Origin of the sequence: Paracoccus binzhouensis (genome assembly GCF_016446475.1) — a bacterium.
In the GTDB taxonomy this organism is placed as follows: Bacteria; Pseudomonadota; Alphaproteobacteria; order Rhodobacterales; family Rhodobacteraceae; genus Paracoccus; species Paracoccus binzhouensis.
Genome location: NZ_JAEHFP010000049.1, coordinates 15,332 through 29,650, shown reverse-complemented (window position 1 = coordinate 29,650; position 14,319 = coordinate 15,332). Strand labels below are relative to the sequence as shown.

Here is a 14,319-nt window from a genome sequence, read left to right as displayed (position 1 = left end):
CTGGATCGCTGGGGCTATTACGCGATCCTGGCAGTAGCCTTCCTGGTCGTGCCGCTGGTCATCGACAGCTACTGGGCCAATGCGGTCTATCAGGAGCTGGTCAGCCAGGGCTATCTGGAGACCCGGCTGCGGTCCGGCATCATGGTCGCCGCCACCGTGCCGCACCGGCGGCTGAAGGTGCAGGAGCCGCTGCCGCGCCAGACCGCGCTCGACTGGGAGGCCTGGCTGGCGGACCAGCTGCCGCGGCAGCGGGTGATCCGCAAGCCGGCGAACTGGCAGGATTTCCGCTATCCCTTCATCTACGGGCAAAGCGACGCGGCGCTTTTCGACCACAATGCCTGGCGCGACTGCGCCCGCCGCGCCTGGGGCACCCGGGACTTCGCCGAGCTGGCCTCGGATCTCTACGGCGCCGACGACCCGATGCTGATCGACTACATCTGCTCGCATTCCCTGCCCCGGCGCGGCATCCAGGCCCAGCCGGACGAGGTGCTGGTGACGCTGGGCGCGCAGAATGCGCTGTTCATCACCATCGAGCTTCTGGCGCGCGGCGACCGGCTGGCGGTGACCGAGGATCCCGGCTATCCCGATTTCGCCGAGACCCTGCGCCGCGCCCACAGCCCGACCACATTCCTCGACGTGGACGAGGGCGGGCTGAACCCCGAACTGCTGCCGCGGGGCACGCGGCTGGTGATCGTCACCCCCAGCCACAACATCCCCACCGGCGCCACCATGCCGCTGGCCCGGCGCCGCGACCTGCTGGCCCGCGCCGCCGCGCATGACTTCCTGATCGTCGAGGACGATTACGATTTCGAGATGTCCTATCTGGCCCCGCCGGCCCCGGCGCTGAAATCGCTCGATCGCGCCGGGCGGGTGATCTATATCGGCAGCTTCTCGAAATCGCTGTTCCCGGGGCTGCGCATCGGCTACATGGTGGCGCCGGCGCCGTTGATCGCGCGGGCGCGGGCGCTGCGCGCCATCATGCTGCGCCACCCGCCGAACCACCTGCAACGGATCACCGCCTATTTCCTGGCGCTTGGCCATTACGACGCGCATATTGTGCGGCTGCGCGGGGCGCTGAAACGCCGGCGGGCGCTGATGGAGGCGGCGCTGGCCGCCACGCCGCTGCGCATCGCCGGTGCCGCGCGCTCGGGCGGCTCCAGCTTGTGGATCGAGGGGCCCGAGGGCATCGACAGCGGCATCCTGGCCAACCGCCTGCTGGAAGACAGCGTGCTGATCGAGCCGGGCGAGGTGTTCTTCGAGACCCCGCCCAGCCCCTGCCGCTTCTTCCGGCTGGGCTATTCCTCGATCAAGGACGCCGACATCGCGCCGGGAATCGCCCTGATCGCCCGCCGCGCCCGGGAACTGGCCGCCGAGCCGCCGGCGCCCTAGGACACCCCGCGCGCCCGGCCCGCGCGACCAGCGCCGCAACTTTTCCGTTGGACAAATACCCTGCGGGGGTCCGGGGGCGCAAAGCCCCCGGACGCGGCGCGCGCGGTCCTGCCCCCGGCAAATCCGCCCTGCCCGGCAACCGGGCGCAAAATCGCGCAAAAACCTGCGCCCTTGCACCTTGCCGGGGCGGAATGATAGACCGAAAGGCAACTGTGCCGCCGGCCTTGCCCGGCGCCGGCCGCAGCCGTAACGCAACGTCCGACCAAGGGGAAAACACGCGCATGACGATGACACGGACCAGCTTTGACAAGGACGATCTGCTGGCCTGCGCCCGTGGCGAGTTGTTCGGCCCCGGAAATGCCCAACTGCCCGAACCGCCCATGCTGATGATGGACCGCATCACCGAGATCTCGGCCGATGCCGGTCCGCATGGCAAGGGCCATGTCGTCGCCGAATTCGACATCCGTCCCGATCTGTGGTTCTTCGCCTGCCACTTCCCCGGCAACCCGATCATGCCCGGCTGCCTGGGCCTGGACGGGCTGTGGCAGCTGACCGGCTTCAACCTGGGCTGGCGCGGCTGGCAGGGGCGCGGCTACGCGCTGGGCGTGGGCGAGGTCAAGCTGACCGGCATGGTCCGCCCCGACCGCAAGCTCCTGCGCTATTTCGTCGACTTCACCAAGGCGGTGCAGACCCGCCGCCTGACCATGGGGGTCGCCGACGGCCGGGTCGAGGCCGATGGCGAAACCATCTACGAGGTCAAGGACATGAAGGTGGCCCTGTCGGCCGCCTGATCCATGAATCCTGACCCATGAACAAGGAGCACGCCATGCGCCGTGTCGTCATCACCGGGCTGGGCATCGTCTCTCCCATCGGCAACAACGCCGCCGAGGTCGCCGATAGCCTGCGCGCCGGCCGTTCGGGCATCGTCTTCGCCCCCGAATATGCCGAGCACGGCTTCCGCAGCCAAGTCCACGGCATGCCGCAGATCGCCGTCGAGGACCATATCGACAAGCGCAACCTGCGCTTCATGGGCATGGGCGCGGCCTATAACTTCATCGCCATGCAGCAGGCGATCGAGGATGCGGGCCTGGCGCCCGGGGACGTCTCGAACGAGCGGACCGGCCTGGTCATGGGCTCGGGCGGGCCCTCGACCGCCAACCTGTTCGAAGCGCATCGCACGGTGATCGAGAAGGGCGCGCCCAAGCGCATGGGCCCGTTCATGGTCACCCGCTGCATGTCCTCGACCAATTCGGCCTGCCTGGCCACGCCCTTCCGGATCAAGGGCGTGAACTATTCCATCACCTCGGCCTGCTCGACTTCGGCGCATTGCATCGGCAACGGCACCGAGTTGATCCAGATGGGCAAGCAGGACATCGTCTTCGCCGGCGGCGGCGAGGAGCTGGACTGGACGCTCAGCTGCCTGTTCGACGCCATGGGCGCCATGTCGTCCAAGTACAACGACACGCCGCAGACCGCCTCGCGCCCCTTCGACGCCACCCGCGACGGCTTCGTCATCGCCGGCGGCGCCGGCGTGGTGGTGCTGGAGGAACTGGGCCACGCCCTGGCCCGGGGCGCCCGGATCTATGCCGAGGTCACCGGCTACGGCGCGACCAGCGACGGCCATGACATGGTCGCGCCTTCGGGCGAGGGCGGCGAGCGCTCGATGCGGCTGGCGCTTTCGACCCTGCCCGAGGGCCGCAAGGTCAGCTATGTGAACGCGCATGGCACCTCGACCCCGGTGGGCGACGTGGGCGAGATCAAGGCCCTGCGCCGGGTCTTCGGCGAGGGCGCGGTGCCGCCGGTCTCCTCGACCAAGTCGCTGACCGGGCATTCGCTGGGCGCGACCGGCGCGCATGAGGCAATCTATTCGCTGCTGATGATGCAGCAGGGCTTCATCGCCGCCTCGGCCAACATCACCGAGCTGGATCCCGAGATCCGGCCCGAGGAGATCGCGCGGACGCGCGTGGACAATGTCGATTTCGATAGCATCCTTTCCAACAGTTTCGGCTTCGGCGGCACCAATGCGACGCTGCTCCTGTCGAAATACCGCGAATAAGCCAAGAAAAGGTTAAGCCATGGGCGAATTGATGAAAGGGAAACGCGGCCTGGTGATGGGGGTCGCGAATGACCGCTCGATCGCTTGGGGGATCGCGAAGGCTCTGGCCGAACAGGGGGCGGAACTGGCCTTTTCCTATCAGGGCGAGGCCTTCGGCAAGCGGGTCGAGCCGCTGGCAGCCTCGCTCGGCTCGGATTTCCTGATGGATGTGGACGTGCTGGACGACGCATCGCTCAGCCGCGCCTTCGACCAGATCGCCGCGCGCTGGGGGCGGCTGGACTTCCTGGTCCATGCCATCGCCTTTTCGGACAAGGCCGAGCTGACCGGCCGCTTCATCAACACCACGCGGGAGAACTTCCGGAACTCCCTGACGATTTCCTGCTATTCGCTGATCGACCTGGCTCGGCGGGCGCAACCGCTGATGACCGGCGGCGGCTCGATCATCACCCTGACCTATGCCGGCTCGAACCGGGTGACGCCGTTCTACAATGTCATGGGGGTGGCCAAGGCGGCGCTGGAATCCTCGGTGCGCTACCTGGCCAACGACCTGGGCCCCGAGGGGATCCGCGTCAACGCCATCAGCCCCGGCCCGATGAAGACGCTCGCCGGCGCGGCCATCGGCGGCGCCCGCAAGACCTATCGCCATACCGAGGCGAATGCGCCGCTGCGCGCCAATGCCACGCTGGAGGCGATCGGCGGCACCGCGGTCTGGCTCTGCTCGGACTGGGGCGCCTGCACCACCGGCGAGGTGGTGCTGGTCGATGGCGGCTATCACGTCCTGGGCATGCCGCAATCGGACAACCTCTGATGACCATCCGCTTCTATCGGGCCGAGGACGGCGCCCGGCTGGCCTATCGTGATGCGGGCGAGGGCCTGCCGGTGCTGGCCCTGGCCGGTCTGACCCGCACCGGGCGCGATTTCGACTACCTGGCGCCGCATCTGGCCGGGCTGCGCCTGCTGCGCCCGGATTACCGCGGCCGCGGCGATTCGGACTGGACCGGCGCCGAGAGCTATACCGTCCCGCAGGAAGCCCGCGACGCCCTGGCGCTGCTGGATCATCTGGGCATCGAGAAGGCGGCGATCCTGGGCACCTCGCGCGGCGGCATCATCGGCATGCTGCTGGCGGCGACGGCGCCGGACCGGCTGCTGGGCCTGTGCCTGAACGATGTCGGGCCGGTGCTTCAGCGCGATGGGCTGGAAAGGATCTTCGACTATGTCGGTCGCAACCCCGCCGGCACAAGCCTTGCCTACCTGGCCGAACGCCTGCCCGCCGCCATGCCCGGCTTTGCCAATGTGCCGCCCGGCCGCTGGCTGCAGGAGGCCGAGCGCCATTACGTCGAGACGTCCGCGGGGCTGCGCATCAATTACGACCCGGCGCTGCGCGCGGCCTTCCTGGCCGCCTTCGACGCGCCCGAAGTCGATCTCTGGCCGCTTTTCGATGCCGCGTCGACCCTGCCGCTGGCGTTGATCCGCGGCGCCAATTCCGACCTGCTCTCGTCCCGGACCGCGGCCGAGATGCGAAACCGACGCCCCGACATGATCCTGGCCGAAGTGCCGGATCGCGGCCATATCCCCTGGCTGGACGAGCCCGAGGCGCTGCAGGCGATCCGCGCCTGGCTGGCGCTGATGCGGCGCTAGCCGCCGGCCGCGACAGAATCGGACCGTTTCCCCCTGCCGATCATGATGAAGATTGCGCGAAAGGGGCGCGAGGAGTAGGCTTGGCCTGTTACTCGGTTGTGTTGTTAACGAGTCTGAACCATGTCTGGCGCGGCATCCAATGTCGTTTTCGTCGCCCATCAGGACGACCACATCCTGTTCATGGAACAGGACCTGCACGCCGCCCTGGCGCGCGGGGAAGCCGTCACCACCGTCTTCGTGACCGCCGGCGATGCCGGCCGCAGCGAGGAATACTGGCTCGAGCGCGAGGCCGGCGCGCGCGCGGCCTATAGCGCCATGACCGGCTCGGAGGCCTGGGTGACCGAGACCGTCACCCTTCGCGCCGGCGATCGCGACTACCAGGTGGTGTCCAGCTATCTTGCCGACCAGCCCGGGATCCGGCTGTATTTCCTGCGCACTCCGGACGGCATGATGCAGGGCGGCGGCTCGGCCCGCTACGGGCGGGAAAGCCTGCGCCGGCTGGTCGAGGGCGAGATCGACGCGGTCCATACCGTGGACGGCGCCGCCAGCTACAGCCAGGCCGATCTGGTGGAGCTGATGCAGCGGATCATCGAGGCGCATGATGCCACCAATGTCATGGTCCAGGACCACCAGAGCATCTTTGCCCATGACGATCACAGCGACCACCGCGCCGTCGCGTTTCTGGCCACGCTGGCCCATGACGGCGCCGATACCGACAGCACGCTGCACGGCTATGTCGATTACGGCAGCCGGCGGCTGCCGGCCAATGCGCCGGCCGAGCTGCTGGAGCATTTCAACGCGGTCTTCCGCGCCTATACCGAGCATGACGTCTCGACCCAGGCCGGCCGCGATGCCGATGGCACGATGATCTTCAGCCCGCATTTCCTCGACTGGCTGCAGCGCGACTACCTGGTCGAGGAGGTGCTGGACCTCTGGTCGCTGGACTTCACCGCCGCCCGCGGCGGCTGGCGGCTCGGGCGGCATGTGCGCGACATGGCCGATGTCGATGGCGACGGCCGCGCCGACATCGTCGGCTTCGGCGAAGGGCATGTGCTGACCGCGCTGGCGGGTGATCTGTTCTTCGGCGCCACCACGGGCTGGGCCTCGGATTACAGCTACCGGGCCGGCTGGCGCACCGAGCGGCACGAGCGCGAGACGGGCGACCTGAACGGCGACAGCCGCGCCGATCTGATCGGCTTCGGCGATGGTGGCGTGCATGTCGCGCTGTCCGACGGCACGCGCTTCGTCGATGCCGGGCTGTGGCTTGCCGATTTCGGCCGGAATGCCGGGCATTGGCGCGTCGCCCTGCACGAGCGGGCGGTGGCCGATGTGGACGGCGACGGGCGCGACGACGTGATCGGCTTCGGCGGCGCCCGCACGCTGGTCAGCCTCTCGACCGGGACCGGCCTGACCGCGGCGCAGGGCTGGACGCGGGAATTTTCCCATGCCGCCGGCTGGCGCAACGACCTGCATGTGCGCGACCTTGCCGATGTGGACGGCGACGGCCGCGCCGATATCGTCGGCTTCGGCGCAGAGGGCGTGCGCGTGGCGCTGTCCACCGGCGCGGGCTTTGCGGCCAGCACGCTCTGGTCCGCCGGATTCGGCCGCGATACCGGCTGGAGCGTGGCGCTGCACGAGCGCCTGCTGGCCGATGTGGATGGCGACGGTCGCGCCGACATCGTCGGCTTCGGCGAGGACGGCGTCTATGTTGCCCTGTCCACCGGCTCGGGCTTTGCGGCGGCGCAGCTCTGGTCCGAGGGCTTCGGCCATGCCGATGGCTGGCGCACCGAGCGCCACGAAAGGCGCATGGCCGATGTGGATGGCGATGGCCGGGCCGACATCGTCGGCTTCGGCGAGGATGCGGTCCAGGTGGCGCTGTCCACCGGCACGGGCTTCGCCGCCCCGACCCTGGCGGACGAGTTCCTGCTCTAGCGCCCCCCTTTCCGGTCGGGTAAAGCGACCGGAAAGGGGGGCGCATGGATTTCAAATGGCTTGAGGATTTCCTGAGCTTGGCCGAGACGCACAGCTTCTCGCGCTCGGCCCAGCTGCGCGGCGTCACGCAAAGCGCCTTCAGCCGCCGCATCCGCGCGCTCGAGGAATGGCTGGGCACCGACCTTTTGTCGCGCGACAGCTACCCGGTGACGCTGACCCCGGAAGGCGTGCTGTTCCGCGAAACGGCCGAAGAGGCGGTGCGGATGATCAACGCCCGCCGGGCCGAATTCCGCGACCATGCCCGCACGCATGGCGGCGAGATTTCCTTCGTGGCTCTGCACAGCCTGACCGTGACCTTCCTGCCCGGCTGGCTGATGCGGCTGAAGGCGGCGGCGGGGCAGATGACCAGCCGCGTCAAGCCCGAGAATTTCGACCGCTGCATCGAGGCGCTGACCGAGGGTGGCTATGATTTCTTCCTGACCTATGCGCATCCTCAGGTGAACATCCCGCTGGACCCGGCCGGCTTTCCGCATCTGGTGGTCGGCCATGACAGCCTGGTCGCCGTCGCCCGTCCCGGCTGGCCGCGGGAATGGCTGACCGAAGGCATGCCGATGCTGAAATATTCCCGCGGCTCGTTCCTGAACGCCATGGCCCGGATCGCCCTGGAACAGCCCGGCGCGCCCAAGGTCTATGTCGCCCATACCGACGAGGCCAGCATGGCCGAGGCGATGAAAAGCATGGCCGTCGCCGGGCATGGCGTCGTCTGGCTGCCACGTCTGCTGGTCGAGGCCGAGGTCGAGGCCGGCCGGCTGGAGATCGTCGCCCCGGAACTGCCGATGGAGATCCGGCTTTACCGCAATGCCGCGCGCGGCCGCGGCATCACCGGCCGGGTCTGGCAGGCCGCCCGCGAGCTGGGCGATGGTTATGCAATAACGGAATAACCCAGCCGAACTCGGCATTGGAAATTCCGCGCCGCCGCGCCTAGATCATTGGGCACGGGGGTGAAACGGCCCCGAAAGACGCGAACGGATCCAGACAACCTGCATGGCCGCAACGGTCCCGCGAAGCGCGGGCCGCCGGCCCGTGCATCCGAGGTAACCATGAAACAGACCCGCATCGAACATGACCTGCTTGGCGACCGCGAGGTGCCCGCCGACGCCTATTGGGGCGTCCACACCCTGCGCGCCGTCGAGAATTTCCCGATCTCGGGCCGGCCGATCGGTGAAATTCCCGAACTGATCCGCGCGCTGGCCGCGATCAAGCAGGCGGCCGCGCTGGCCAATGCCGATCTGGGACTGCTCTCGCCCGAGCGCCGCGACGCCATCACCGCCGCCTGCGAGGAGATCCGCGCCGGCAAGCTGCACGACCAGTTCATCGTCGACCAGATCCAGGGCGGCGCCGGCACCTCGACCAACATGAACGCCAACGAGGTGATCGCCAACCGGGCGCTCGAGCTCATGGGCCATGCCAAGGGCGAATACCAGTTCCTGCACCCGAACGAGCATGTGAACATGAGCCAGTCGACCAACGACGTCTACCCGACGGCGCTGCGGCTGGCCTCGTGGCGGGGGCTGCAGAACGTCATCGCGGCGCTGGCCTCGCTGCGCGGCGCCTTCGCCGAGAAGGGCGCCGAGTTTGCCGACATCCTGAAGATGGGCCGCACCCAGCTGCAGGAAGCCGTGCCGATGACGCTGGGCCAGGAATTCAACGCCTTCGCCATCACCATCGGCGAGGACGAGGTGCGCCTGGCCGAGGCCGCGGCGCTGATCTGCGAGATCAACCTGGGCGCCACGGCTATCGGCACCGGCATCACCACCCATCCCGAATATGCCGAACGCGTGCGGGCACGGCTGGCCGAGATCACGGTGATCCCCGTGGTCACCGCCCCCGACCTGGTCGAGGCGACGCAGGATTGCGGCGCCTTCGTGCAGGTCTCGGGCGTGCTGAAGCGGGTGGCGGTGAAGCTGTCGAAGATCTGCAACGACCTGCGGCTGCTGTCCTCGGGCCCGCGCGCCGGCTTCAACGAGATCAACCTGCCGGCGAAGCAGGCCGGCTCCTCGATCATGCCGGGCAAGGTCAACCCGGTGATCCCCGAGGTGGTGAACCAGGTCTGCTTCGAGGTGATCGGCAATGACGTGACCATCGCCATGGCGGCCGAGGCCGGGCAGCTGCAGCTGAATGCCTTCGAGCCGGTGATCGCCTACAGCATGTTCCGCTCGGTCAGCCATCTGGTCGCGGCCTGCGACACGCTCGAGCACAACTGCGTGCGCGGCATCACCGCCAATCGCGACGTGCTCAAGGAAACCGTGCGCCGCTCCATCGGCATCGTCACGGCGCTGAACCCCTATATCGGCTATGCCGCAGCCACCGAGGTCGCGACCGAGGCGCATCTGACCGGCCGCGGCGTCTATGAGCTGGTGCTGGAAAAGGGCCTGCTGCCCAAGGAACGGCTGGACGCGATCCTGCGGCCGGAAAGCCTGACCAAGCCGCAGCTTTTCGTCGCCTGACCCGCCGCCCGGGCCGGATCGACGGCTTGCGACGACAAGGGGCCCGCCATGCCGGCGGGCCCCGTTTCGCTTGCGCCGCAGCGCCGCCTATTCCATGAAGCCCCTATTCCATGAAGAAGGCGAAGCGGATCACGAACAGCGCCGCCACCACCCAGGTCGCGACATGCACCTCGCGCGCGCGGCCGGTCAGCAGCTTGATCGCCGCGTAGCTGACGAAGCCGAAGGCCAGGCCGTTGGCGATGGAATAGGTGAAGGGCATCATCAGCGCCGTCAGCACCGCCGGCGCGGACTCGGTGACGTCGCCCCAGCTTATCTCCTCGAACTCGCGCACCATCAGGCAGGCGACGTAAAGCAGCGCCGGCGCCGTGGCATAGGCCGGGACCGAGCCCGCCAGCGGCGAGAAGAACATCGCCAGCAGGAACAGCGCCGCCACCACCAGCGCCGTCAGCCCGGTGCGGCCGCCCGCCTGCACGCCCGAGGCGCTTTCGACATAGGCGGTGGTCGAGCTGGTGCCCAGCATCGACCCGGCCAGGATCGCGGTCGAATCCGCCATCAGCGCCCGGCTCAGGCCCTTGTTGGTATGGGCCGGCCCCTCGGTCAGCAGCCCGGCGCGCTTGGCCACGCCGATCAGCGTGCCGGTGGCGTCGAAGACCTCGACCAGCACCATGACCAGGATGACGTGGAAGATGCCCACGGTCAGCGCCCCGGCCACGTCGAGCTGCAGGAAGGTCGGCGCGATCGAGGGCGGCATCGAGATCACCCCGCCGAAGGGGCTGGCGCCGATGGCGATGGAGACCACGGTGATGACCAGGATGCCGATCAGGATCGAGCCGCGCACCTTCAGCGCGTCCAGCGCCGCGATGATGAAGAAGCCCAGCACCGCCAGCAGCGTGCCGGTCTGGGTCAGGTCGCCCAGCCCCACCAGGGTCGCCGGGTTGTCCACCACGATGCCCGCGTTTTTCAGCGCGATCAGCCCCAGGAACATGCCGATGCCGGCGGCGATGGCGCTGCGCATGGAGGTGGGAATGCCGGCGATCAGCCAGCGCCGGATGCCGGTCACCGACAGGAACAGGAACACCAGGCCCGAGATGAACACCGCCCCCAGCGCCTGCTGCCAGGTGAATCCCAGCGCGCCGACCACGGTGAAGGCGAAGAAGGCGTTCAGCCCCATGCCTGGCGCCATGCCGATGGGCCAGTTCGCCCACAGCGCCATGATCGCCGATCCCAGCGCCGCCGCCAGGCAGGTGGCGACGAAGACCGCGCTGCGGTCCATGCCGGTCGTGGACAGGATCTCGGGGTTCACGAAGATGATATAGGCCATGGTCAGGAAGGTGGTGATCCCCGCGATCACCTCGGTCCTGATGCTGGTGCCATGGGCCGTCAGGCCGAATTGCTTGTCTAGCACTGTTCCTCCCGTTGGACTGATGCTGGCGCCGTTGGCCGTCAGGCCGGGTTGCTTGTCTGGCATGATTCCTCCCATTGGCGGATCCCCGCCATGCCGGCCAGATTATGCCCGCGCATCTTCAACGAGAATGCAGGGTCTGGCGACAGAGTTTCAATGGGACGTTTATAAACCGCCATTTTCAAGGAAAACTTGGTTCTGTTTATAGAACTTCGCGGGTTGCCTGACGGGGCGGCAGGGTGATGAGTGCTAGTCAGCCAGAAAAGCGAAAGGGAAGCAAGTGATGCGATACAGCCGCGACATGATCGGCTACGGGAAACACACGCCGGACCCCCAATGGCCCGGCAATGCCCGGATCGCGGTGCAGATCGTCATCAATTACGAGGAAGGTGGCGAGAACAGCATCGAGCATGGCGACGCCGCCTCGGAGGCCTTCCTGTCCGAGATCATCGGCTGCCAGCCCTGGCCGGGCCAGCGGCACTGGAACATGGAATCGATCTACGACTACGGCGCGCGCGCGGGCTTCTGGCGGCTGCACCGGCTGCTGAAAGACGTGCCGGTAACCGTCTACGGCGTCGCCACCGCCCTGGAGCGCGCCCCCGAGCAGGTCGCCGCCATGCAGGAGGCCGGCTGGGAGATCGCCACCCACGGCCTGAAATGGATCGACTACAAGGACGTCCCGCGCGAGGTCGAGGCCGAACACATCGCCCGCGCCGTCGAGCTGCATACCAGCGTCACCGGCGAGCGGCCGCGCGGCTTCTACCAGGGCCGCACCTCGATGAACACCGTGGCGCTGGGATGCGAGGAGGGCGGATTCGAATACCTGGCCGACACCATCGCCGACGACCTGCCCTATTGGCATGTCCATGACGGCAAGCCGCAGCTGATGGTGCCCTATACCATGGACGCCAACGACATGCGCTTCTCCTCGGGCCAGGGCTTCGGCACCGGGGTCGAGTTCTTCGACTACCTGCGCGACAGCTTCGACGTGCTCTATGCCGAGGGCGAGGCCGGGGCGCCGAAGATGATGTCGATCGGGCTGCATTGCCGGCTTGCCGGCCGTCCGGGCCGGGCCATGGCGATCAGGCGCTTCCTGGACCATGCCCGCAGCCACGAGGGGGTCTGGTTCGCCACCCGGCTGGACATCGCCCGGCACTGGGCCAGGACACATCCCTTCCAGCCGCGCGAGCGCCCCTCGCAGATGGATCGCGCGGCCTTCGTCGAGAAATTCGGCAGCGTCTACGAGCATTCGCCCTGGATTGCCGAGCGGGTCTGGGACGGCGAGATGGGCGCCATCCACGACACTTCGGCCGGGCTGGCGGCGCGCATGGCGCAGGTGTTCCGCAGCGCCTCGGACGAGGAGCGGCTGGGTGTGCTGCTGGCGCACCCGGACCTGGCCGGAAAGCTGGCCGCGGCCAAGCGCCTGACCGCCGACAGCACCGCCGAGCAGGCCAGCGCGGGCCTTGACAGCCTGACCGATGCCGAGCGGGCCGAGTTCGATCGCCTGAACACGGCTTATGTGGAAAAGCACGGCTTCCCCTTCATCATCGCGGTGCGCGACCACGACAAGCCGGGGATCATGGCCGCCATGCGCCGACGCATCGACAACGACACCGTCACCGAGCGGGCCGAGGCCGAGCGCCAGGTCAGCCGCATCGGCGAACTGCGCCTGCAGCAGATGCTGGGCAGCAACTGAGCCCCGCCCCGCCCGTCACCTCGGCGGGCGGGACCGCCACAGACGGACCGGGCCAGAGCGATCCCGGCGCAACGGAGACCTGAGATGAGTGCCAAGACCCCGACCTATGCCGGGCCCTTCGCCGGCCTGCCGCCGCAGACCGACCTGTCCACCGACACCGCCACCTTCACCGAGGCCTATGCCGTCATCCCCGCCAGCACGATGCGCGATATCGTGACCAGCTTCCTGCCGGGCTGGACGGGGATGCGGATGTGGATGATCGCCCGGCCGCTCTCGGGCTTCGCCGAAACCTTCAGCCAGTATATCGTCGAGTTGGCACCGCAGGGGGGCTCGGACCGGCCAGAGGAGGACGCGGGCGTGCAATCGGCGCTCTTTGTCACGGACGGCGCCGTCACGCTGACCATCGCGGGCCAGGTGCATGAGCTGACCCCGGGCGGCTTCGCCTATATTCCCGCCGGCACCGAATGGACGGTGCGCGCGGGCGACCAGCTTTCGCGCTTCCACTGGTGGCGCAAGCGCTGGCAGGCGGTCGAGGGGCTGGACAAGCCCGACGTGATCGTCGCCAACGAACGCGACATCGCGCCGATCCCGATGCCCGACACCCAAGACAGCTGGGCCACCACCCGCTTCATGGATCCGGCCGATATGCGCCACGACATGCATATCACCATCGTGACCTTCAAGCCGGGCGGCTCGATCCCCTTCGCCGAGACCCATGTCATGGAGCACGGGCTGTTCGTGATCGAGGGCAAGGCGGTCTATCGCCTGAACCGCGACTGGGTCGAAGTTGGGCCGGGCGATTTCATGTGGCTGCGCGCCTTCTGCCCGCAATGCTGCTATGCCGGCGGGCCGGGGAACTTCCGCTATCTGCTCTACAAGGACGTGAACCGGCACGCGCCGATCTGGAAGTAGGGGGGCGCTGCCCCCCGCCGCTGCGCGGCTCCCCCCGGAGTATTTGGAAAACGGAAAAAGCCGGTCAGCGGGCGCGGCGGAAGGTCAGGTTGATGCGGGCGGCGCCGGTCAGCGGGTGCTCGCCCCGTTTCAGTGTCAGGATGCCGTGCCAGGCCAGCCGCGCCGGCCCGCCCCAGACCACCACGTCGCCATGGTTCAGCGCGTGCTTGGCCACCGGGTCGGCGCGCTCGGGGCCGCCGAACTGGAAGGTGGCGGGCAGACCCAGCGAGACCGAGACGATGGGCGCGGCCATGTCGGCCTCGTCGCGGTCCTGGTGCAGGCCCATCTTCGTCCCCGGCTGATAGCGGTTGATCAGGCAGGCATCGGGCCGGAAGCCGGGAAAGCCCGCAAGCGACGCGGCTTCCTCGGCCAGCTGCCGGAAGCGCGGCGGCATCTCGGGCCAGGGCCGGCCGGTCAGCGGGTCGCGCGGCTCGTAGCGATAGCCGCGGCGATCGCTGACCCAGCCGAGCGCGCCGCAATTCGTCATCTCGACGCCGATCTGCCGCCCGCCCGGGGTCTGCATGTGGCGGAAGGGCGAAAGGCTGGCAATGCGCGCGACCTCATCGAGGATGGCGGGGTCGGGCGCGAAGCCGCGCAGGATCATGGCGCCGGGACCGATGGCCTCGTCGCGGCGGGTTCCGAACAGGTCTGGCTCCATGCGGCCCTCCCACGGGATTGTCATGCGGCGGCCCTTGACCCGCGCCGCCGGCGATGGCTTTCAGATCGGGTCACAGCAAAGGATTCATGC

The 14,319-nt window shown here is 68.3% G+C and carries 12 protein-coding genes; 10 read left to right on the top strand and 2 right to left on the bottom strand.

Annotated features, from left to right (window positions below):
- From I9P22_RS12670 to aspA, 8 genes are all read left to right on the top strand, one after another.
- The coding region (locus I9P22_RS12670) for an aminotransferase-like domain-containing protein (protein WP_233253364.1) at window positions 1-1,389 on the top strand (1,389 nt) is incomplete at its 5' end.
- Between the two features lie 281 nt (window positions 1,390-1,670).
- A complete protein-coding gene (gene fabA / locus I9P22_RS12665) occupies window positions 1,671-2,180 on the top strand; it encodes a bifunctional 3-hydroxydecanoyl-ACP dehydratase/trans-2-decenoyl-ACP isomerase (RefSeq protein WP_199259852.1) in 510 nt (169 codons plus the stop codon).
- A 35-nt stretch (window positions 2,181-2,215) separates the two neighbouring features.
- The gene (gene fabB, locus I9P22_RS12660; protein ID WP_199259851.1) at window positions 2,216-3,445 is read left to right on the top strand and encodes a beta-ketoacyl-ACP synthase I; all 1,230 of its coding nucleotides are present in this window, start codon (window positions 2,216-2,218) and stop codon (window positions 3,443-3,445) included.
- A 19-nt stretch (window positions 3,446-3,464) separates the two neighbouring features.
- Window positions 3,465-4,253, top strand: coding sequence for an enoyl-ACP reductase FabI (locus I9P22_RS12655; RefSeq protein ID WP_199259850.1), 789 nt, complete (start codon window positions 3,465-3,467; stop codon window positions 4,251-4,253).
- Entirely contained in the window at window positions 4,253-5,083 is an 831-nt protein-coding gene (locus tag I9P22_RS12650; protein WP_199259849.1) for an alpha/beta fold hydrolase, read from the top strand. Before I9P22_RS12655 ends, I9P22_RS12650 begins: the two co-directional genes overlap by 1 nt.
- 120 nt (window positions 5,084-5,203) lie before the next feature.
- Window positions 5,204-7,015 carry an FG-GAP-like repeat-containing protein gene (locus tag I9P22_RS12645; protein WP_199259848.1) on the top strand — a complete coding sequence of 604 codons (1,812 nt, stop codon included), beginning with the start codon at window positions 5,204-5,206 and terminating at the stop codon, window positions 7,013-7,015.
- 44 nt (window positions 7,016-7,059) lie between these two features.
- Window positions 7,060-7,956, top strand: a complete 897-nt coding sequence (locus I9P22_RS12640) for a LysR family transcriptional regulator (protein WP_199259847.1) — start codon at window positions 7,060-7,062, stop codon at window positions 7,954-7,956.
- A 159-nt stretch (window positions 7,957-8,115) separates the two neighbouring features.
- A complete protein-coding gene (gene aspA / locus I9P22_RS12635) occupies window positions 8,116-9,522 on the top strand; it encodes an aspartate ammonia-lyase (protein WP_199259846.1) in 1,407 nt (468 codons plus the stop codon).
- Window positions 9,523-9,625: 103 nt separating this feature from the next.
- On the opposite strand, the gene I9P22_RS12630 is transcribed toward aspA, so the two are convergent.
- Window positions 9,626-10,927: an NCS2 family permease gene (locus I9P22_RS12630; protein ID WP_408635185.1), complete on the bottom strand. Its 1,302-nt coding sequence runs from the start codon at window positions 10,925-10,927 to the stop codon at window positions 9,626-9,628.
- Window positions 10,928-11,207: 280 nt separating this feature from the next.
- On the opposite strand from I9P22_RS12630, the gene puuE reads away from it, so the two are divergent.
- Together puuE and I9P22_RS12620 are read left to right on the top strand one after the other, a co-directional pair.
- The gene (gene puuE, locus I9P22_RS12625; RefSeq protein WP_199259844.1) at window positions 11,208-12,620 is read left to right on the top strand and encodes an allantoinase PuuE; all 1,413 of its coding nucleotides are present in this window, start codon (window positions 11,208-11,210) and stop codon (window positions 12,618-12,620) included.
- Window positions 12,621-12,704: 84 nt separating this feature from the next.
- Window positions 12,705-13,532 (top strand): bifunctional allantoicase/(S)-ureidoglycine aminohydrolase, encoded by an 828-nt coding sequence (locus tag I9P22_RS12620; protein ID WP_199259843.1) that lies wholly within the window; start codon window positions 12,705-12,707, stop codon window positions 13,530-13,532.
- A gap of 64 nt (window positions 13,533-13,596) precedes the next feature.
- Here I9P22_RS12620 and alkB read toward each other — a convergent pair whose 3' ends face one another.
- Window positions 13,597-14,253: a DNA oxidative demethylase AlkB gene (gene alkB / locus I9P22_RS12615; RefSeq protein ID WP_199259842.1), complete on the bottom strand. Its 657-nt coding sequence runs from the start codon at window positions 14,251-14,253 to the stop codon at window positions 13,597-13,599.
- Window positions 14,254-14,319 lie beyond the last annotated feature (66 nt).

Bases quoted from the DNA above. Each gene is read 5' to 3' on its own strand.
- fabA (WP_199259852.1), top strand. From the start codon at position 1,671: ATGACGATGACACGGACCAGCTTTGACAAGGACGATCTGCTGGCCTGC.
- fabB (WP_199259851.1), top strand. From the start codon at position 2,216: ATGCGCCGTGTCGTCATCACCGGGCTGGGCATCGTCTCTCCCATCGGC.
- I9P22_RS12655 (WP_199259850.1), top strand. From the start codon at position 3,465: ATGGGCGAATTGATGAAAGGGAAACGCGGCCTGGTGATGGGGGTCGCG.
- I9P22_RS12650 (WP_199259849.1), top strand. From the start codon at position 4,253: ATGACCATCCGCTTCTATCGGGCCGAGGACGGCGCCCGGCTGGCCTAT.
- I9P22_RS12645 (WP_199259848.1), top strand. From the start codon at position 5,204: ATGTCTGGCGCGGCATCCAATGTCGTTTTCGTCGCCCATCAGGACGAC.
- I9P22_RS12640 (WP_199259847.1), top strand. From the start codon at position 7,060: ATGGATTTCAAATGGCTTGAGGATTTCCTGAGCTTGGCCGAGACGCAC.
- aspA (WP_199259846.1), top strand. From the start codon at position 8,116: ATGAAACAGACCCGCATCGAACATGACCTGCTTGGCGACCGCGAGGTG.
- puuE (WP_199259844.1), top strand. From the start codon at position 11,208: ATGCGATACAGCCGCGACATGATCGGCTACGGGAAACACACGCCGGAC.
- I9P22_RS12620 (WP_199259843.1), top strand. From the start codon at position 12,705: ATGAGTGCCAAGACCCCGACCTATGCCGGGCCCTTCGCCGGCCTGCCG.
- alkB (WP_199259842.1), bottom strand. From the start codon at position 14,253: ATGACAATCCCGTGGGAGGGCCGCATGGAGCCAGACCTGTTCGGAACC.